The sequence below is a fragment of the Flavobacterium sp. HTF genome, from assembly GCF_003105115.1.
In the GTDB taxonomy this organism is placed as follows: Bacteria; Bacteroidota; Bacteroidia; order Flavobacteriales; family Flavobacteriaceae; genus Flavobacterium.
Genome location: NZ_QETH01000076.1, coordinates 1 through 21,474, shown reverse-complemented (window position 1 = coordinate 21,474; position 21,474 = coordinate 1). Strand labels below are relative to the sequence as shown.

The following is a 21,474-nucleotide window of genomic DNA, read 5'->3' as shown; positions in this document are numbered from 1 at the left end:
GTTTTCTATTCAATATAAAAAGGCGTTAGCCTGAATTTTTCTTTTTTTTAATTCTTTATAATAAGAAGAATAAGAAATTATATGCAAATATAAGACATTTTTATATTAGAATAAGGTATGTTTTTTATTTTATTTCTAAAAAAAATAGGGTGACACAAAAAAAGGGAATATCCAGATTTAGATATTCCCTTTTGTAAGCAATCGTAGAGACGATTTTTTATTTTAATTTATTTTCGGTGTCTTTATAATTTCCGGTAATCATAACATTAGAGCCTTTAGTAACTTTTCCGTATATAGTTATCGAAGAATCGTTTCCGATGAAATTGATCTTAGCACCGCTGTTTAATCTTAAATCTCCCCAAATAACAACCGATCCCTCAATCTGTAATACTGCATTACTATTGATGATAAGTTCCGTAGGATTAGATTGTTGGTATTTACCCTGAGACAAACTTCCTCTCATATTAAAAGTACCGTTACTATTTAAAGTCAGATTGCTAAGAACCGCTATAGAACCACAATGTGTTAATACAGCACCAGAATTTATAATAGCTGAATTAATAGCTGTTGCTCCCTGATACGATTTAATTTCACTTGAATTTAAAATTAAATCCCTTCCCTGGTTGTATAAACCATAAGTAATACAGTTTGCAAATGTAGTACTTGGTTTTTCCATTTTGATGATTTTCAAACCACCTGTACCGCTGGCAACATAAATATAATTACCGCTCGATTTTACATAGTTTGAAGAACCTGTAATGCCTACAGAACCTAATAAATTAAGCTGGGTTGCAGATTGATAAACATTAAGTCCCAATGCTCCGTTAGCAACAAATGCATACCCTTCATTTACAGAAACAGCATTCGTAACATTATCTTCTGCAGCAGTAGTAATGCCGATAGTTTGTAATTTTGATCCGCTGTTGATATCATAAACACCCAGGCCTTTTGGCCCTTCTGATATTAAAAGTTTAGTTCCGTCAATATCCATTGTTCTTTTGGCACCGCTAACATCAGTAGAGGTAGTAAAGGTTTTTTGCAAAGCCAATGTAGACTGATCGTAAATATTTACTCCTTTTGTTCCGCTTAGGGTCACTACTTTATCAGTAGTTAAAGCAATAGAGCGTAAATCTGCCATCGCAGCTTTTGCTGTGATTGCTTTAGTAGAATTACTTATTTTATATAAATTTCCATTATCTCCGGTTACAGCAAAATAGTTAGAAGCGTTAGCTGCAACATCTGTTGTAACTCTGCTGATTAAATAATTCGTTTTTAATCTATCTGTAAGCAATCCGGAACTTAGTTCCATATTAAACACAATTGCAGGATTTCCCATAAGCATAGGATCTTTATCGACATCTTTTGCTCCTCCTATAATTAAATTTCCATTAGTATAAGTAAGTGATGCAATATCAGTATTCGGAATCAGGGCAGAGGTAACTAATTTTGGTTTATAAGGATCAGAAACATCGATAACATCTATTGCTCCTGAATAAACATCACCTCTTGTAATATAAGAAACATAAGCATAATTTCCGTTAACGGTAACATGACTGGCTTGTAGTGTTCTTCCATTAGCATCGACAGGCGGTTTTACTTCAGCAATCTGAACCAGAGGAAAAGAAGTAATCGTGGTCTCAGCACTTTTTCCTGTTACAGAAACATTTTCAACTGAAATAACTCCGGAGTTCGTTAAATCAAGTCTTTGATTTAAGGTCGTAGGATCTGAATTAATTGTAATGTTATCTAACGACTGATCATCATTTTTGTTTTCATCATTATTATCACAACCAATTAATAGTGACATGGCTAAAAATGAAAGCAAATAAACATTCTTTTTCATAAAATTTCTTTTGGATTATAAAATTCGGTGCAAATATAAATGATAATTCTTTTAATATGAGCTGTTTAAGTCCTGAAAATTATAGTGTTACAGTTATTTATATTGAAAAAACAGCGTTTTAACAAAAAGTGCTAAAAATAAATCATAAAAAAAGGGAGTATCCTTTATTGGTACTCCCTTTTGGTGTTTATTTATGATTTATTATCTTCTTCCATGTCCGGGACCGCGATCATCTCTATCATGTCTGTCATGTTTATCGTGGTGTTTATCATGGTGGTGATTATCTCTGTGACGGTCATGACGATCGTGGCGATCATTGTAACCATAAACCGGTCTTGCTCTGTAAGGTCTTTGAGGAGCACCGTGATATCCTTTGTAATATTTCACTCTGTGTCTGTCAAAATAAGTATAAGGAGTTCTGCCATGATAGTCAGTTAAAACTACTTTATAACCTCCGTACAAATCATAATTACGATAGTGTCTTGGTAAACGTGCTGTTCTAACCCATCTTCCTCCTCCAAAATAAATGAATTGAGCGGATCTGACATCATAATAAGCTTCAATGTCCGGCAAATAATAATATTCCATTTCTGAGTAACCGGCAGGACCCCAGGCCGGAGGTGAGCCAATGTTTACATTTACAGATACTTGAGCTTGCGTGGCGTTTGCAATCAAAAGAAAGAGACCTGCGATTGCTATCTTAACTGTTTTCATTTTTTTTGTTTTTATGTTAATTTTATTCTTAATTAACGATATTCATATACTGTGCCAAAAATGAAAACCAAATGTATTTCGACGAATAAAGGATGTATTTCGTCGATATATTTACTGTGGTGAAACTGGAAATATTTGATTTTAAAAAAGTTACGAAAACGATTTAATTTGAAAAAAAAATAACTTTTTTTTCAAATTGATTAGATAATCACGACATGTTTAAGCTTATCGGTATTCAACAACTCTTGGTTTTGCCAGTTCAAAATTTTGTAAACCAAAATCAGTAGTTTCAAAAGTGTTGGTTTTGATTACATTATCTCCCTGAAACGGAATACTAGGATAGTAGGACAGTGATATTTGAAATGAACTGAATACCAGATAATCATTACTGATCAATAAGCCTAAAGTTAGTTTTGAATAGGCTTTATTCTTAAACATGCCATCTTGGGGGCTTCCCAGAACGCCTATGGCATAATTAAAAAACGGATTCATACGAAATCCCCAGAGAACATGCGGAGAATATGTCTGCGTCTGAAGTGACAAAATCATTTTGCTTGTTCCGTACAAGGCAGCGTTGAAACCTGCTAATCCGTTTTGCTCATTCAAATTCAGTTCATCTGCAAGGGCGTCTGCGCGATTTATTCCCAAAACAACTTTAGGATTCACAAACTGTCTTAGTTTCCATCGTCCGATAGAATATAATTTGGTAAAATAATTTGATTCAAGTAAAAAAGCAGTCTGATATGTTTTGGACTGATGGAAAAAAGTTCCCGCCTCAAAATTCATACTTAAGAAACCGAATTTGTAATAATTTCCAAAAGAAAACTGAGCACCGACATAAGGTCTCCAAAAAGTATTTTTATACTGATAACCAAATGTAACGCCATAAATTCTTCCAATGGGTACGTCTTCAGTCTGGCCATTTCTAAAAATATAGGTTTCCTTGACGAATTTACGGGTGTTGATCCCAACTCCGCTTAAAATCAGTTTTTCGTCAGAATAAAATTTTATAGGATCATACTCTATAGACGGGCTCTCTTTAAAATCTATATTCAGGAACCTTGCAGAAACGATCAGATTGGTAACTCCGTTATTTTCATCTTCAAAAACTTTAGAGGCTTTTCCTAACCAAAAATCCTGATAATCGTGTTTGAAAGGCTGAAATTTATATAATGAATCTGGGCCTTGCAGACTATCTCTTCTAAAACTTTGTCCTACCAGAATTCCTCCGGCCCATTTGGTCAGCGGGGAATAAAAAGCGCGTTCAAAATCAATACTTTTATTATAATTATCATCAAGATCCTTATTGTACTTTATTGTCGCACTAATATAGGTATTGGTAATATTCGGTACGGTATAAGTGACATCATTGCCATTGGCCCCATCGTCAAAACGATTGGTAAAACGATAATCCAGTTGTTGCCCGCTTCCAAAAAAATCTTTTTCTTTGAACCCGACTGAAACACGGCTGCTTGAAATAGAAAATCTCGGAATTGTACTCCATGAGTCCAAAACCCTGATGGTAACATCGACAGAATCGGATTCCTTTACTGCTTTTCTTGAAATTTTTACAGCCGTAACATATCTCTGAGAACGGATAAGACGCTCAGATTCCTGTACTTTATAAGAGTCATACGGTGTATTTCTTTTAAATAGCAGCAAATTATAAATTGCTATTTTTTTTGTTTTTAGATGAAGTTTGTTACCGGTTCTTTCACCCCAGTTTCGGGGCATAGCGGTTGAATCCGTAATAGAATGCCCAAAAGGGTCCAGTGTAACAATATCTATTTTTCTGATGATTCTGCCATCGTAATCTGCAGTATCTTTTTCTATAATTTCAGCTTCCTTTTTTTTCGGTTTATTGGCCCTGAAAAGTAATTTATGTAAAGCTTTAGTGAACTTACGTTTTTTCGAATAGTTCTGAATTTTTTTATAAACCTCTGCGCTGTCTTTTTTGGTTTCTTTTTTTGGTTTGCCTGATTGTGCGCAAACACTTTGTAGACAGAGGCAAAGTAAAACAGAAATTACTATTTTTAGTTTTCGAAACATTCAAATATATTTTTTGACTTTTACAGGTGATTTTTTGTATGAATATACGCTAATTAAAGCTGATATTTTTAATTCTTTTTAATTTTCCACTTTTGCTTTTCTGATTCTCCAGATAAACCTTTTGGGCATATGATTTCCCATTAGATAGCCCCAGGGCTCTAAAGATTCTATCCTGTCAAAAATAATTTTGAGAATCGCCAATAGCGGTATTGCCAGAAACATTCCTGATATGCCTGCTGCTGAGCCTCCTACAATAATTCCCATTATAGAGACAAAGGCATTAATTTCTACTTTAGAATTAATAATTAACGGAACCAATAAGTTGTTATCAATTAATTGTACAATAAGATTTACAATCAGAATTCCTAAAATCATTGAAGTTTCAGCAGATCCGGTAAGTGAAGCCAAAATTGTTATTATTCCGGCAGCTGTGATTCCGATATAAGGAATAAGATTCAGTATACCTGTGATAAGCCCCAGAAGTATAAAGTACTTAACTCCAATAATCCAAAGCCCCAGACTCGTTAAAACAGAAACCACAATCATTTCCAGAATTAAACTGACGATATAATTATTAATGGAAACTTTTATTTGAGACAAAATATCTTTTAGTGATGCGTGATTTTCTTTGCTAATCAGTTTTACCAGAAACAAAATAAAATGATCTTTATACAACAGAAACAAAAACGTATAAATCGGAATAATAGTGCAGTCTAACAAAAGATCGCTTACCGAGATTATAAATGAACCTATTGTGGCTTGTCCGTTTTTAACAGAATCCTTTGTTACGGTATCTATGTATTTCTTCTGTTCTCCAATACTCACATTAAAATTGTCCTTGATATATTTATGAATATCAATAATAAAAGAATTTGCATTTTTCTTTATGGTTTCAAAATCATTAGCCATATCGGTTACTTCATAGGAAATAAAGACTAAAATACCGACAATGCACGAGGCAAAAAGCAAGACACAAAGCAGTGCCGACAAATGTCGCGGAATCTTAAGTTTTGAGTTTAAAAGTGTGAATACAGGAAGTAATAAAACGGCAAATAAAAACGCCATTAATACAGGCGTGATTATATCTTTTCCTATGCAAAAAATAAATGCAAAACATATTAAGCTTACTAAGATTAAAGAAAGTTTAGCATAAAAAGGCAATGTAACCGGTCGAGTCATTTTGTTAGTGGAATTAGGAATAAAGAGTTTTTGTTATAACAAATATTATACTTTATTTAAATAATATTGTTTTACGTTTCCTGCTTTAGTTTATAAAATTCCCATTCAGTTTAATCAAAAAACTCTTTGTCTTCGTAAGGGGTTGGAATAATTGATATTCCTTTTTGTAAAAGTAAATTGTTTGGAAAAATGATTCTTTCACCTTCTCGTGTTCGTAGGTTTACGTGAAAGGCGCTAATGTCTTCAATCTCAGCTTCAATAGGGAAATCCTTATCGTGAATTTTAATAGTATCACCAATTCTGAAAGGAAAAGAAAAGAATAAAATCATTCCGGAAGTAATGTTACTCAGAATAGACCATTGTGCAAACATGGCTACACCAATTACCGTCGCTATAGACGAAACGGTGATAAAAATATCTTTGGTGTCTACCCCCCAGATAACAATTAAACTAATAGTTACCAGTATATTCATTAATACATGTATATACTTTATTACCAGGTTTGTACGATGCTCCAGAATATGACTTGATTTGGCAAACCCACGTATTAATCTTGCCACAATTACCCTCAAAGATATTAAGGCAATGATAAGAATTATGGTTGCTAATATTTCCTGACTATATTCTTTAAAAGAAAACATAAATTTATTTTTTATACTAAAGTACTCAAATATTCGTAAACTTTAGCTGTCGGAAGTCCCATAACATTGGTATAAGAACCTTCTACTTTTGTAACTGCCATAAAACCAAACCATTCCTGAATACCATAAGCTCCGGCTTTATCATAAGGTTTGTAATTTTCTATGTAATACAAGATGGCTTCATCAGATAAATCTTTGAAAGTAACTTTGGTTACATCATTGATAAGAGTAGAAGCAGAGTCGGTTTTAAAGCAAACCGATGTAAAAACTTCATGTGTATTATCAGACATTGATTTTATCATTTCAAACGCTTCCTGTGCGTTTTTGGGTTTTCCCAATGCTTTTTCCTTATGCCACACGATGGTGTCGCTTGTAATCAGGATCTCATTTGGATTTAATTGGCCTTCAAAAGCATTTGCCTTTAATTCAGCCAGATAGTCTGTTATTTCAACTGCTTTTAATTCAGGCGGATATACTTCTTCAATCTCTTTCAGTCTGATTTCAAAATCTAAATCCAGGTCCTTAAAGAATTGCTGTCTTCGGGGTGATCCTGAAGCAAGAATTAAAGTGTACTTTTTAAGTTTATCTTTAAGCATTGTATTTGATATTTAGAGTTATGACTAAAATAGATAAGATTCCGAAGAGCAAAATGAACTTTAAAACAGTGCTCAGATGATGAAAATCCTTTTGAGATTTTGCCGTAAATGTTTTTACAATAAAATATAAAAGTGGTGTCAAAACAAAAGCAAAGGCATAAAAAGTCACGATCAGAAGATTATTTTCTATGAAATATTTATCGATATAAAGCAACGTCAGAATAAAAGGTATGACAGCAAATCCTAAAGCAATTTTTGCCGCTCTGCTATTTCCTATTGCAATTGGTAACGTATTCATTCCTTGATTATAATCACCATTTACATCTTCAATATCTTTTATGATTTCACGAATAAAATTAATCATAAATGCAAATAAGGCATAATCCGTTAAGATAGAAAATAAACTGGCCATCTGGGCACGGTTTTCCTCTGTCGTTGCCGGAAAAAGATCAAAAACCCCGATTATCAGGACGCTAAAAGCCAATAAAAAAGCCACAATGAAATTGCCTAAAATCATAATTTGCTTTAATGATGTTGCATAAAAATAAAGCAATGAAGCAATCAGGATGAAAAGTGTGGCAAAACCGGGTCTCATAATTACATTTGAAAGGTAAAAACCAATTGCAACACCAGTAATGTTAAGCACTATATAAATGTTGTAACCCGCAGTTTCTGATATTCCTTTCCCAATTACAACATTATTTGGTTTATTGATGCTGTCTGTGGCAACATCATAAATATTATTGATTACATAACCGGCAGCAGCTATCAATACGGTACTTAATACTAATAATCCGTATTGCCAGTCGGCTAAAGCGAGAGGGATATCCTGCTGCTTTAAAAAGGCATAACGAAATAAAAGCTGCATAAAGGCAAGCATGAGTAAGTTTTGAAATCGAATGAGTTTGAGGAATTTCATTTTTTAAGGTTCTAAGGTTCTGAGGGGCAAAGGTTCTGAGGTTTTAAACTTTTTCAAAGTTTTTATACGGCAGGCAATCTAAAATCTAAGATCTGCAATCTAAAATTTAAAATCTGCAAATCTATCCCGAGGCTTCGGAACTAAAATATTTTAGTCGTGCTTTCCGTTGAAATGTTCCATCCATTTTCCCTGTACTTTCATCACTTGCTCGATTACATCGCGTGCAGCGCCTCGTCCGCCTTTTACGTGTGAAATATAACGGCAAATGTTTTTGATTTCAGGGCTTGCGTCTTGCGGACAGGTAGGTAATCCCACTAATTTCATAACATGATAATCCGGAATATCATCCCCCATATACAATACATTTTCAGGTTTGACATTATGAAGATCGGTGTATTCTTTAAAAGTTTTCACTTTGTCAGGAGTTCCTAAATGGATATCAGTAATTCCTAAATTGCGTAAACGCACGCGAACTCCTTCATTGCTTCCGCCGGAAATAATGCAGACATTATAGCCACTTTCTACAGCCGCTTTCATAGCATAACCGTCACGAATATTCATCGTACGAAGAATTTCTCCTTCATTGGTTACAAAAACAGAACTGTCAGTAAGTACGCCATCAACATCAAAAATAAATGTATTGATGTCGTTCATTATTTCTTTATAACTCTTTGCCATTATTTTGTATAGATTGGGTTAATATTTTATAAATGTTCTTTTGATTTTCGTTGGTCAGATATTTCAGATGCGCTTCTATTGTACCCGTATCATTACGTTTTGCGGGTCCGGTTTGGGCTTCATCGGGATTTAATGTTTTTATTTTTTCGGAAGTTTCCTGAATAAGGGGTTTTAAGATTTCAAACGGAACCTGATGTTCTTCACAAATCTGTTGTCCCAGCTGATATAAATGATTCGTAAAATTATTGACAAAAACAGCCGAAACATGCAGTGCTTTTCGCTGTTCTGAACTAATGGCAAAAACAGCATCCGATATACTTTTGGCAACCGTTTGCAAAACAGTAAAATCACCAGGGTTTTCGGCTTCCAGACAAAACGGAATTTGAGAAAAATCCACCTCTTTATTTTTAGAAAATGTCTGTAAAGGATAAAAAACACCCTTTCTGTTTTCAGAAGCTAAAACATCAAGCGTTGCAGTACCGGAAGTGTGTACAACTAATTGGTTTTGAAAAGGTAACTGCTTTGAAACTTCTGAAATAGCATTGTCTGAAACTGCAATAATACACAAGTCTGCCGGTATTACTTCTGAAAAATCAGTGACTATTTTATCTGAATCGAGCAGGTGGGTCAACGTTTCTTTATTTCTTGAAAAAACCTGCGCAATTTCTATAAGTTCACTTTTAGTGAAAGCCTTAATTAAATGTTGCGCAACATTTCCGGAACCAATTAACGTTATTCGAATCATAAAGCAAAATTAGCATTATTTTTTTTAAAGTTAATCGCTTTTGATTCGTTTGTGTTTTTATACAGACCGGGATATTTTAATACAAATCTGCTGTTCACATACTGTAAACAGCAGATTGTTTGCTTTTTATGATTTAAAATTTAACCACATCTTTGGAAACAGGGCCTCCTAAAATAGTTTTTTTTGAAAAATCTGTATTTTTAGAGTTTGTAAAATCAATATTTTGGCTGGCTGCGCCGTCAATTATTATTGCTTTTGATGATTCCGAACTAAATTCGACGTTTTCAAAAGAAATGTTCCTGCCGTTATGTATTTCAAATACAGTCGGTTTTTCAATATCAAGTTTTATATTGTTTAATCTGATTCCGTTGGCATCAATTATAGAAAAACCGTTTTGCGCTGTTGCAATTAGATTTGAGATTTCAATATTTTCAAGATTCATTTCAGGCAAACCCTGAAGGAATACTGCCTGATATGCTCCTTTTATAGTGATGTTTTTTATGGATATGTTTTTAAACTGAGGTGTTTCTTCATTTACAGGAACCATTTTGGTGGTGATTTGATTTCCGCCTTCGGCCAGCGTTTCCGCAATGGATTTTCCTCCATAATAAAGGTCAAAAGAAATTGCCTGCGATGGGATATCGGTCATAAAAATATCCGAAATAAAGATATTTTCCACAATTCCGCCACGTCCGCGTGTGCTTTTAAAGCGTAATCCCACATCAGTTCCCATAAACGTACAGTTGGATACGTGAAGGTTTTTTACGCCTCCGGACATTTCACTTCCCACAGTCACGCCACCGTGTCCGTGATATACGATATTGTTTTTGATAATAATATTTTCACAGGGAATTCCTCTGTCACGTCCATCTTTATCTTTTCCGGATTTAATGCAAATGGCATCATCTCCAACATCAAAACTTGAATTTTCCACGATAACATTTTTACAGGATTCGATATCGAGTCCATCACCGTTTTGAGAAAACCACGGATTTCGAACTGTTATATTTCTTATGATTAAATCTTCAATCATTAGCGGATGCAGGCACCACGCAGGGGAATTTTGAAAAACAGGTCCGTCAAAAAGTACTTTTTTACTGTTTTGAATACTTACCAAAACCGGACGGAGAAAATCATGAATGGCTTCAAACTCTTCCTTAGTCTTTAAGTCCGGACGAACATTTTGATCTGCACCTTTAGAACCCTTTAAATATTGCTCTGACGGATACCAACTGTCTTTTTTATCATTTAAAACACCGCCTGAAGCAACAAATTTTTTCCATTGATCTTCCGTTAGTTTGCTTTTCTTTACCTGTCTCCAGGCTTCTCCGGATCCGTCCCAGACGCCTTTTCCGGTAAAGGCTACGTTTTCAAGATTTTTACCATAAATCGGAGAGATGCATCTCCATGTATTCAGTCCTTCAAAACTGGTTTCGATAATTGGATATAAAGTTTTATCTGTAGAAAATTTGATCAGCGCTCCGGTTTGGGCGTGCAGTTCGATATTGCTTTTTAGAATGATTGGGCCCGTAAGCCAGATTCCGGGCGGAATAATTACTTTTCCGCCTCCTTTTTTTGAGACAGCATCTATGGCACCTGCAAAAGCTTTTGTGTTTAAAACATAACCGCCATTTATTGCTCCACAGTCTGTAATAATAACAGTATTATTCGGTATTTGTGGTTCATTTACTTTGTCCATATGAAACTCGATATTTTTATAGGTATCAAAAGATTCTGGACGATTGGCAATGATATTTTTTGAACAACCGGTTATCAAAAAAGAAAAAGTGATTGATAACCAGTAAATTGATTTTAGTTTCATGTTGGTTTTGTGGTTTTTGCAGTTAGTTTTATCGTTTACAATTATTTTTTGTAATCGATTACACAAATCTAGTAAAATATTTTAAATCGAATTATTATGATTTGCAATAAAGATAATAAAGGCTAACAATTTTAAGAATTCAGAATTATTTCATTAACATTTTTTGGTTTTTATTAACAAACCATGAATATGGCAACTCAACATTTTTAAGTACTTTTGTGGCACTTTTATACAATGTAATTCCTCAAAAATGGATAAAAAAATATTCTCTTTTTTGTTTTCTACACGATTAATGGCCGTTCTTTTTTTAACATTTGCATTAGCAATGGGTATCGGAACTTTTATAGAAAGTAAGTACAATACCGATACGGCCCGAATTCTAATATACAATACCTGGTGGTTTGAAGCGATAATGGTCTTTTTTGTGATCAATTTTATCGGAAATATCAAGCGCTATCAACTACTTAAAAAAGAAAAATGGGCTACTCTTTTATTGCATATTGCCTTTATTTTTATTCTTGTTGGAGCCGGAATAACACGCTATATCAGTTATGAAGGTATGATGCCAATTCGTGAAGGCGCTGCCGAAAACCAAATCTATTCTGATAAAACTTTTCTAACCGTTTTTGTTGACGGGGAATATAAAGGTGAAATGAAACGCAGGGTTTTTGAAAAAAATCTTTTGTTGTCTCCTGTTACCAATAATGATTTCAGTATTTCAGGCAAATTTGATGAAACTCCTTTTGAAGTGACGTACGAAAACTACCTTATAGGAGCTAAAGAGGTGGTGAAACCAGATCCAAAAGGAACTTTGTATCTTAAGCTTGTTGAAGCGGGTGCAGGCGGACGTGAAGAGCATTTCCTGAAAGAAGGCGAAGTTCAGAATATTCACAACGTTTTATTTGCTTTGAACAAACCTACAGACGGTGCTATAAACATTAATACAACCGGAGAAAAATATACTATTCAGACACCGTTTGAAGGGAATTTTATGCGAATGGCTGATAAATTCGAAGGAAAAGTTACCAAAGATAATGTACAGCCTTTAATGATGCGTTCCCTTTATAGTATTGGAGATATTAGAATTGTGTTTCCGGATCCTGCTATGAAAGGAATTGTTGCTTATGAATCTAACAATGATTATAAAGCAAAAAGCCATACAGATGCCTTAATCGTAAAAGTAAAAGCAGAAGGTCAGGAAAAAGAAGTTACACTTTTGGGATCTAAAGGAAGTATTGGTGAACCTAAAACGGTTAAGATTGGTAATATCGAATATTCATTATTTTACGGAAGTAAAGCCTATGTTTTACCTTTTAAAATAAAACTGAATGACTTTATTGCTACAAAATATCCCGGAACAGAAAAAAGTTATTCTGCTTTTGAAAGTAAAGTAACCGTTCAGGATTCTACAGAAACTTTTGATGCTGATATCTATATGAATCACGTTTTGGACCACAAAGGATATCGTTTCTTTCAGTCTTCATTTGATCCTGACGAAAAAGGTACCGTTTTATCTGTAAACCATGATTTCTGGGGAACTTCTATCACTTACTTAGGATATTTTATGTTATTCTTTGGTCTGATGGCAATTATGTTTACCAAACATTCCCGTTTTGCTGACTTAAAACGTAAATTAAACAACGTTACCAAGAAAAAAGAAAAACTAATTACCATTTTTGTTTTACTGTTAAGTATAAACAGTTTTGCCCAGCAAACACCGCATGTTCACTCACACGATCATGAACATAATCATACTACTGATCCAAACGATCATGCCAATCATGTTACCGCACCGCCAAGTCAGAAGCAGTTAGATTCGTTATTGACTATTTATAAAGCACCGGAATCTCACGCATCAAAATTTGGTCGTTTGATTATTCAGGATGCGGGGGGAAGAATGAAACCAATTAATACGTTTTCATCTGAATTACTTCGAAAAGTAAGCCACAGTGATACTTATAACGGAATGAATTCTGACCAGGTTTTCTTATCAATGACGCAATATGCGCAGGTATGGATTCAGATTCCGATTATTTATATTAAATCAGGAAATGATAGTATCAGAAAAATTATAGGAATTGACAAAGAGGCAAAATTTGCTCCCTTTGTTAAGTTTTTTGATGAAAACGGAAACTATAAATTATCTCCTTATTTAGATGACGCTTACAAAGCGGCAAATCCAAATCAGTTTGAGAAAGATTTTATCGAAACGGATAAAAAAGTGAATTTAATGGAATCTGCTTTAAGTGGAAGCATATTAAAGATATTTCCTATTCCGAATGATCCGAATAATAAATGGGTTTCTTTCTTAGAGCGTGAAAATGCAGGTTTAAAGGGAATGGATTCCACTTACGTAAAACAAATTTTACCTTTATATTTTAGCGCATTGAATAATGGTTCTATCTCGAAGGATTTTAGTACTGCAGACAATCTGGTTGAAAGTATAAATGGCTTTCAAAAGAAATTCGGAAGCAAAGTCCGTCCTAGTGAAGATAAAATTGATGCTGAAATTGCATACAATAAATATGATGTTTTTAAAGTATTGCCATACTGGTATATCACAGCTTCTATTTTGATGTTAATTTTTACCATTGTAAATATCTTTTTTGAAAAGAAATGGCTTCGAATTACCGTAAATATTTTTCATGTCATCATCGGACTCTTATTTGCACTACATACATTAGGATTGGTTGGTCGTTGGTATATTTCGGGTCACGCACCATGGAGTAATGCTTATGAATCTATTGTTTATGTGGCATGGGCTACCATGTTCTTTGGTCTGGCTTTCGACAGAAAATCAAAACTTACTGTAGCATCATCCGCTTTTGTAACGGCTATGATTCTGATGGCCGCATACATGAACTGGATTGATCCGGAAATTGCAAACTTACAGCCGGTTCTTAATTCGTACTGGTTAATGATTCACGTAGCTGTAATTGTTGCAAGTTACGGTCCGTTTGCACTTGGAATGATTTTAGGTTTTGTTGCTTTGATCTTGATTTTCTTTACAAATGATAAGAACAAAGCTAAAATGAGCTTAAATATAAAAGAAATCACATATATCAACGAAATGGCATTGACTATTGGTTTGATTATGCTTACCATTGGAAACTTTTTGGGCGGTCAATGGGCAAATGAAAGCTGGGGACGTTACTGGGGATGGGATCCTAAAGAAACATGGGCATTAATCTCTATTATGGTTTATGGATTTGTAATTCACGCCAGATTTGTTCCTGCATTACGCGGAAAATGGTTTTTCAACTTAATGAGTATGTTTGCTTTTATTTCGATTTTATTTACGTATTACGGAGTAAATTTCCACTTAGTTGGTTTACACTCGTATGCAAGCGGAGAAGCACATTCATTAAACTGGATTTATTATTCTCTGGGTGCGATTGCCGCAATTGGAGCTATAACATATCCTAGCTACCGCAAACATTATAAAAGCAAAAAATAAAATTAATTATTGATTCAAAAAAGGTTCAGCTTTCGCTGAACCTTTTTTATTATAACAACGTTTTGAACCTGAAACCTGAAACCTGAAACCTGAAACCTGAAACCTGTAACCTGTAACCTGAAACCTGAAACCTGAAACCTGAAACCTGTAACCTGAAACCTGTAACCTGAAACCTTCATTTAAATTTCAATCCCCAGTTTTCTTAAAACCAATCGGATACATTATAGCCAATAAAACGACAATTAGTAAAAAGTTGTATTCCACGCCGTTTCTTCCTCCGCCAACAACAAACCAGCCTTCCTGAAAATGCACCAGTATAATTCCCATTATAAGCACAAATATGGTTACAAATCCTGCGGCTTTGACATATTTGTTGAGAAGCAGTAATATCGCTGCAACAATGTGGGAAATTTTTATGGACCATGCTAAAAAAACTCCAAAAGGCGCAAATCCGATTTGATTTAAATATAAATTGCCAAAATCATTTATACCATTATTGAACATTCCTAAGACAGAATGGGTAAGGAGGATAATGGCAACAGCAATTCTCAGAAGTAAAATTGCATTCATGATTAGATATTGATTATTAGTTGATTAAAAATAATAAAAAAGCGCATATTAAAACTAATATGCGCCTGATGTTTTTATACAATTCTTAGTTTTATACTTTTCCTAAAGTATATAATTGTGTCATTGTTGGAGTTAAACTACCGCCGGCAGGCTCCAGAGTAATTCCAAAAGCTTCTGCCTCGTTAGTACGGTCAACAGCAAATATCTTTTTAGAATTTCCTTCAAAATCGCTCAATAAACCAATACTTGTTGGTGTTAGTACCGGACTTAATTTTAATGCCCAAACCTGATAAACCATTCCTTTTGGAGGTTTTGGTAAACCAGCAGCATCAATATAAGTAGTTTTTGTGTCTTTGTTCCAGTACACTTTTGCAAATGATGTCGGAGAAACCGCCTGACCACCAAGTGTAACACCTGTGTTTTTGATATCCCTTACAATCGCCAGACTTTTCTCTGTCTCTTTGTTTTGCTGGCTTAAATAAGCAAATTCTCTTTCTGCTTTATTTTTCTGATTGCCTACTTCTGAAATGGCATCTTTAGTTTTAGTCAATTCCAGAGTCTGGTATCCTAATCCTAAAAGCAGTAAGACAGCAGCTGCCCAGCCTACATATTGAGACCAGTTTGAAGTTGGTTTCATTTCGACTACCTTACCATGTTTAAGCTCCAGACGGGCTTTGATTTTCTCGAAATTCGCTACAGAGTGAAAAGGAGAGAAACTTGATGATAAAGCTACAATAGCTTTTTCTATTGAAATAATTTCCTGATCTACGTCAGGATTGTTTTTAGCCAGTTCAGCTATTTCCAGATTTTCTTTTTCGGTCAATAAACCGTAAACGTATAATTCCAGAATCCCTGATTCTATATATTCTTGTGCTTCCATTATATTTTTAAGTAATTACGTAAATCATTAATACAGTTTCTGTTTTGTGTTTTGATAGTTCCCAGTGGCATTGCCAATTCTTCTGAAGCTTCTTGTTGGGTATATCCTTTAAAAAATAATAAATCGATGATCTCAATACATTTTGGTTTCAGTTTTTTTACAAACTCCTGTATACCTATAGTATCAATTCTGTTCATTAATTTATTACTGTCATCTAACAGATTTACGAAATTATCTGAGTTAAGGTTTTTTTGGCTGTTATTAAAATTCTTCGATCTGAGCTTGTCAATCGATGTATTCCTTGCTATATTCAGTATCCACGTATAAAATCGGCCTTTACTTTCGTTATACGAATCGATATTTTTCCAGATTTTGACAAAAACTTCCTGCAAAACATCTTCGGCTTCTTCACGATTTTTAATTAATACATTAATAACAGAAAATAAACTTTTAGAATACATATCGTACAAATGCGTAAAAGCTCTTTCGTCTTTTTTGTAAATTAAAACTAATAATTCTTCTTGACTCATAAATTGGCTTTTTTTAGCTTAAACAAATTTTCAAAACATATTTTTTTATCTACTGATAAAGATAATTGATTTTTTTTTTATTAAAAAATTATTTTTTTTAACAGTCTAAACCTTAGTAAAATAAGGGATTTGAAAAAAAATAACTTTTTTTCTGCATTTTTTTAAAACCAAAAAGAAACCTTTTACGTAAATAATATTAATAAGAAAAATCAAAATAATAGCACCAATGTGAGTGATAACTCTTACAGGAAATTTGTTTAGGTTTCAGTTGCTAAAAATTGATTAAGAAGAAAGAAAATAAAGACGTAATAAATAAAGATTATGCAGAAAACAAATACGTTACAGATATTGATTGTTGCCTTAACCAGTGTTTTGGCGTTAACAAATTTTAATACAAATGAACAGGAACATACGGAATCAAAGTCTAATGTTTCAGTAGAGATATACAATTTTAAAATATAAAAAAATATTTGAATCATAAATATGTAGTCATGTTGATGTATGCCGAAGGAATTTAAAAATGAAAAACTACATTTTAATCAACTAATAATTTTTCGAATTAAATCGTTCATAAAATTTTAAATAGTTGATGCCTTCGGACTTCCAACCGAAATTTTTGGCTCTGATCGTTCTTACTGAATCTTAAAATTTATTATTGTAAACACCAATATTGGATTTATTTGGTTTAAACGAATTAAGCATCATAAAAAATTTCATCATAACCGGGGCATCAGCTATAATATAGAGAAGTATACAGTTCACTCTTATGGCTAAGCGGTTGAACAATTTACTTCGGAAAAATCAGGCGCCGATTACAGGTTTCTCATCAGACAAAATGTTCGTGATAGTTACCACATACAAGCACAACGAAAAGAATTGGTTAGAAAGAAAAATTTATACTCCGATGGTGCCTGATTTATTATTATGATTTCAGTTTATTAAAAAAACATTCGTTTCAGTTTAGATTTTATCGCTCTGAAATGAATCACAATAAAAACGAGTCCGGAAAGTGCTAAAATATTTTACACCCGGAACTCCCTAAATTTTAAAGCAGTAATTGCTTGTAAGGTTCAAATTTCATGGTTTGATTTGTTTGTATGGGGAGAAGCCTAACGTCTGATTAACGTTAGGCTTCGTTTTTTTATTTAACTTATGTTTAATAAAATAAAGCACTTCAAAAGCTTTTGCAAAAATGTTTTTGATTAATTTTATAAAAAATTAAAACGATGAAAAAAATATTATCTCTGGCTTACGGCGTGCTATTTTTAATTAGTTGCCAGAATCAGGCGCAGACCAGTAAAACAAAAATTCCTAAAACGGACAAGGTTATGACAAAAGAAACTATATACCAATACAAAGTAGAAGATCTATCTGGAAATCCTTTTGATTTTGCTTCTTTGAAAGGTAAAAAAGTAATGATCGTAAACACAGCATCAAAATGCGGATTAACACCGCAATACAAAGATCTTGAGGCGATTTACAAAGAATATAAAGATAAAGGTTTTGTGATTGTAGGTTTCCCCGCAAATAATTTTGCTTCACAGGAACCGGGAACAAATGAAGAAATCGGTGCTTTTTGCCAGCAAAATTACGGAGTAACTTTCCCGATGATGGACAAAGTTTCTGTAAAAGGCGATGATATGTGTGAAGTATATAAATTCCTTACACAAAAATCTAAAAACGGTTTACAGGATTCTGAAGTTGAATGGAATTTTCAAAAATACCTGATCAACGAAAATGGGGAACTGGTAAAAGTGATTAAACCAAAAACGTTACCGACAGATCCGGAAGTGATTAATTGGATAAAAAGTTAATTATAACTATCCAACCTAAAAAATCCACAAATTTGAATTTTAAATTTCAAGTTTGTGGATTTTTTTTATCTACATAATTTTTCAAAACTACTTTAATATCAGCTGCATAAAAACCAAATCCAGCCAATGGTCAAACTTGTAACCAACTTCCCGAATCGTTCCCGTTGCGACAAAGCCAAATTTTTCATGAAAGGCAATACTTCCGGCATTATCAGCGTCGATTGCGCCAATCATAACATGATAGCCTTGTTCTTTCGCCAGACGAATTAATTCTGCTAATAACTTAGATCCGATTCCTTTTCCGATTATATTATCTACTACATACACAGAATGCTCCACCGTATATTGATAACCAATTTTCTCGCGGAATTGCCCGTAACTTCCAAAACCAACTACTTCACCATCTAAATCGGCTACAACAATTGGTAAGTTTTTAGTGGTCTTATCTTCAAACCATTTTGTCTGAACTTCAATAGTTTGAATATCGTAACTGTAGTTGGCAGTGGTATGTAAAATAGAATGGTTTACAATTTCCAGTATTCTTTGTAGATCGTCTCTTGTAGCTGGTCTTAGTGTAAGGTTCATGGTTTTGTAAAAATTGGTTTTTATTTTGAATTTAATTCAGTCAGTAAAGCATCTGCATCTTTGGTATTCCAGGTCATTTCTTTTCCTATCGCTACAGCATCTTTCGCATACTTTACCGCTGATTTTTTGTCTTTTATTTTTGTGTAAAGCCGTGCGAGAAGCAGATTTCCATCATAAGAATCATTTAACTCCAAAGAATGTTTAACCCACAAAATTGATTTTTTCAAACTTTCGCTATCGCTAATATGTTTTAAATAAGTCTGTCCAATATCTTTTAAAAAGCTTGCGTCATTCCAAACCAGTTTTTGGGTATCTTCCAATGTCACTTTTTTATAAAAATTCCATTTTTCAGTTCTTTCAGCAAGCGTTAAATCAAATTTAAAAACTAACGAATCTGTTTTTTGCAGACGAATGGATTTGGCAACTTCTCTTTGTTTGTAATAATTTACAGTATCTAAATTATCAACAAGAGGACGCAATAATTCATTTACAATATTTTCTACTTTACGATCCACACGATTTTGTGAAGCCACAGCGGCAAATTCTTTCTGATGCTTCAAAACATACTGAAATTCTCTGGAATTGATATCGGTAACGCCATTTGCAATTACACGCCAATTTTCTTCGCTTATTAATTGAGCATCAGATTGTGTCTGAAGATAAATATGTGTGGGAATGGATAATTCGGTTCTGTCTTTCCCTTTTTTTAATGTATTTAAGTAGGCAAAGAATTTTGTCAAATTACCAGGATCGGCCAGAAATTCCTTTTCCAGATAAGGCAATTGAAATTTTGGATTAAGGGCATAATTTGCTTCTGCTAAAAATTCCTGGTTTTTCAATTCTCCTTTTAAAGCATACAAAAGCGTTTCATTAGAATCTATAAACAAAAACGACGGAAGTGATTTTGTATTGAATTTATTTTTAAGAGAAATCCCTTCTTCTTTTTCAATGTTTTTCCAGATACAGATATAATTTTCATTCAGAAAGTCCATCACCTTTGCATCGCTGAAAACTTCCTTTTTCATCTGATTGCAATGCGGGCACCAATCTGCATAAAGCATCACAAAAACAGGCTTATTTTGGGTTTTAGCATTTTCTAAAGCTGTTTTGTATGAGATACCGTCAGTAGTAAATTGATTTTGAGCCTGAACGGTCTGCTGTAGTACAACAAAAAGAAAAAGTAAATATAAGAAACGCATAAAGTACTTATTTTAATAAAGAAAATTCCGTTTTACAAATATATCCTCTTTTTCTAAAATCAGTCTTAATATCTTCCTAATATATAAGTTAAATCAGGTTCGAAGTTTGTAACTTTGTAGTTGCGAAAGAGAATTTACAGCAATAGGTTTTCTTAAAAAAATTATACACTATTTAGAATGATTTACCCCAAAATACCGCTTGCACAAAGCATCATCGAAATTTGTTTAGCAAAAGGAATTACCAATATTATTATTTCTCCGGGATCACGAAATGCTCCTTTGACAATAGGATTTGCACAAAATCCGGATTTTAAATGTTATAGTATTGCCGATGAACGATGTGCGGCATTTTTTGCGTTAGGAATTGCGCAGCAGACCAAACAGCCAACAGCAATTGTCTGTACTTCAGGATCTGCTTTGTTAAATTATTATCCGGCATTTGCAGAAGCATTTTACAGCCAGATTCCGCTGATTGTTATTTCTGCCGACCGACCTCAGAATAAGATTGATATAGGCGACGGGCAAACCATTCGCCAACAAAATGTATATGAAAACCATTCTGTTTTTAATGCCAATCTAACAGAAGAAGCTTCTGTTGAAAATGATTTAAAAATCAACAAAGCAATTGAAACAGCTATTCTTAAGAGAGGTCCCGTTCACATAAACGCTCCCTTTGAGGAGCCTTTGTATGAAACCGTTGAAGCGCTTACCGTAAGTTCAAAAATTACTGTTTTAGAACCATTTTTAGAAACTAAAACCATAGAAAACAGTGAGGAATTTGTTTCGATCTGGAATTCTTCCAAGCGAAAATTAATCATGGTGGGGGTGAATGAAGCAAACACAATTGACGAAGAAATAATTGAAAAACTTGCAGAAGATCCGTCAGTTGTTGTACTCACAGAAACAACTTCAAACTTACATAATCCAAATTTCATAGGTAGTATTGATACTTTAATTACGCCTTTTGAAGATGTTGATTTTGAGGATTTTCATCCTGAAATTTTAGTGACTTTTGGCGGAATGATTGTTTCCAAAAGAATTAAAGGTTTTTTACGAAAGTATAAACCAAAACATCATTGGCATGTTGACACTTTACGCGCTTATGACACGTTCTCTGCGCTGACAAAACATTTTGTAATGCAGCCAAATGATTTCTTCAAAGATTTATATTCAAAAACAATAAATATTGAAAGTGATTATTTTTCTAAAATAAAAACTATCTACGATTTAAGAAAAATTAAGAGAAAAGAATA

Annotated in this window: 18 protein-coding genes; 3 read left to right on the top strand and 15 right to left on the bottom strand. The window is 33.6% G+C overall.

Annotated features, from left to right (window positions below; genetic code table 11):
* Window positions 1–217: 217 nt before the first annotated feature.
* The 10 genes from DCO46_RS17805 to DCO46_RS17760 form a co-directional block, all read right to left on the bottom strand.
* On the bottom strand, window positions 218–1,843 hold the full coding sequence (locus DCO46_RS17805) for a hypothetical protein (protein ID WP_116753841.1): 1,626 nt from the start codon (window positions 1,841–1,843) through the stop codon (window positions 218–220).
* 201 nt (window positions 1,844–2,044) lie between these two features.
* Window positions 2,045–2,557 (bottom strand): hypothetical protein, encoded by a 513-nt coding sequence (locus DCO46_RS17800; protein WP_116753840.1) that lies wholly within the window; start codon window positions 2,555–2,557, stop codon window positions 2,045–2,047.
* 225 nt (window positions 2,558–2,782) lie between these two features.
* The gene (locus DCO46_RS17795) at window positions 2,783–4,606 is read right to left on the bottom strand and encodes a hypothetical protein (protein ID WP_116753839.1); all 1,824 of its coding nucleotides are present in this window, start codon (window positions 4,604–4,606) and stop codon (window positions 2,783–2,785) included.
* Window positions 4,607–4,684: 78 nt separating this feature from the next.
* Window positions 4,685–5,785 carry an AI-2E family transporter gene (locus DCO46_RS17790; RefSeq protein ID WP_116753838.1) on the bottom strand — a complete coding sequence of 367 codons (1,101 nt, stop codon included), beginning with the start codon at window positions 5,783–5,785 and terminating at the stop codon, window positions 4,685–4,687.
* A gap of 110 nt (window positions 5,786–5,895) precedes the next feature.
* Window positions 5,896–6,426: a mechanosensitive ion channel domain-containing protein gene (locus DCO46_RS17785; RefSeq protein ID WP_116753837.1), complete on the bottom strand. Its 531-nt coding sequence runs from the start codon at window positions 6,424–6,426 to the stop codon at window positions 5,896–5,898.
* A gap of 11 nt (window positions 6,427–6,437) precedes the next feature.
* Window positions 6,438–7,022: a Maf-like protein gene (locus DCO46_RS17780; protein ID WP_116753836.1), complete on the bottom strand. Its 585-nt coding sequence runs from the start codon at window positions 7,020–7,022 to the stop codon at window positions 6,438–6,440.
* Window positions 7,015–7,941: a geranylgeranylglycerol-phosphate geranylgeranyltransferase gene (locus tag DCO46_RS17775; RefSeq protein WP_116753835.1), complete on the bottom strand. Its 927-nt coding sequence runs from the start codon at window positions 7,939–7,941 to the stop codon at window positions 7,015–7,017. Before DCO46_RS17775 ends, DCO46_RS17780 begins: the two co-directional genes overlap by 8 nt.
* 150 nt (window positions 7,942–8,091) lie before the next feature.
* Window positions 8,092–8,619: a KdsC family phosphatase gene (locus DCO46_RS17770; protein WP_116753834.1), complete on the bottom strand. Its 528-nt coding sequence runs from the start codon at window positions 8,617–8,619 to the stop codon at window positions 8,092–8,094.
* Window positions 8,603–9,364, bottom strand: a complete 762-nt coding sequence (locus DCO46_RS17765; RefSeq protein ID WP_116753833.1) for a Rossmann-like and DUF2520 domain-containing protein — start codon at window positions 9,362–9,364, stop codon at window positions 8,603–8,605. The genes DCO46_RS17770 and DCO46_RS17765 overlap by 17 nt, the downstream gene beginning before the upstream one ends.
* Window positions 9,365–9,497: 133 nt before the next feature.
* On the bottom strand, window positions 9,498–11,186 hold the full coding sequence (locus DCO46_RS17760) for a glycoside hydrolase family 28 protein (RefSeq protein WP_116753832.1): 1,689 nt from the start codon (window positions 11,184–11,186) through the stop codon (window positions 9,498–9,500).
* Window positions 11,187–11,436: 250 nt separating this feature from the next.
* On the opposite strand from DCO46_RS17760, the gene ccsA reads away from it, so the two are divergent.
* Window positions 11,437–14,643, top strand: coding sequence for a cytochrome c biogenesis protein CcsA (gene ccsA / locus DCO46_RS17755; RefSeq protein WP_116753831.1), 3,207 nt, complete (start codon window positions 11,437–11,439; stop codon window positions 14,641–14,643).
* Between the two features lie 186 nt (window positions 14,644–14,829).
* Here the strand turns inward: ccsA and DCO46_RS17750 are convergent, their stop codons facing one another.
* The 3 genes from DCO46_RS17750 to DCO46_RS17740 form a co-directional block, all read right to left on the bottom strand.
* A complete protein-coding gene (locus tag DCO46_RS17750) occupies window positions 14,830–15,213 on the bottom strand; it encodes a DoxX family protein (RefSeq protein WP_116753830.1) in 384 nt (127 codons plus the stop codon).
* Between the two features lie 91 nt (window positions 15,214–15,304).
* Window positions 15,305–16,093, bottom strand: a complete 789-nt coding sequence (locus DCO46_RS17745) for an anti-sigma factor domain-containing protein (protein WP_116753829.1) — start codon at window positions 16,091–16,093, stop codon at window positions 15,305–15,307.
* Entirely contained in the window at window positions 16,093–16,623 is a 531-nt protein-coding gene (locus DCO46_RS17740; protein WP_116753828.1) for an RNA polymerase sigma factor, read from the bottom strand. Before DCO46_RS17740 ends, DCO46_RS17745 begins: the two co-directional genes overlap by 1 nt.
* A gap of 1,226 nt (window positions 16,624–17,849) precedes the next feature.
* Here DCO46_RS17740 and DCO46_RS17735 point away from each other — a divergent pair.
* Entirely contained in the window at window positions 17,850–18,437 is a 588-nt protein-coding gene (locus DCO46_RS17735; RefSeq protein ID WP_116753827.1) for a glutathione peroxidase, read from the top strand.
* A gap of 87 nt (window positions 18,438–18,524) precedes the next feature.
* Here DCO46_RS17735 and DCO46_RS17730 read toward each other — a convergent pair whose 3' ends face one another.
* Window positions 18,525–19,022 carry a GNAT family N-acetyltransferase gene (locus DCO46_RS17730; protein ID WP_116753826.1) on the bottom strand — a complete coding sequence of 166 codons (498 nt, stop codon included), beginning with the start codon at window positions 19,020–19,022 and terminating at the stop codon, window positions 18,525–18,527.
* 20 nt (window positions 19,023–19,042) lie between these two features.
* Window positions 19,043–20,221: a thioredoxin family protein gene (locus tag DCO46_RS17725; RefSeq protein WP_116753825.1), complete on the bottom strand. Its 1,179-nt coding sequence runs from the start codon at window positions 20,219–20,221 to the stop codon at window positions 19,043–19,045.
* 177 nt (window positions 20,222–20,398) lie between these two features.
* On the opposite strand from DCO46_RS17725, the gene menD reads away from it, so the two are divergent.
* Window positions 20,399–21,474 (top strand): 2-succinyl-5-enolpyruvyl-6-hydroxy-3-cyclohexene-1-carboxylic-acid synthase (menD, locus tag DCO46_RS17720; RefSeq protein ID WP_116753824.1); only part of this gene is annotated, 1,076 nt, incomplete at its 3' end.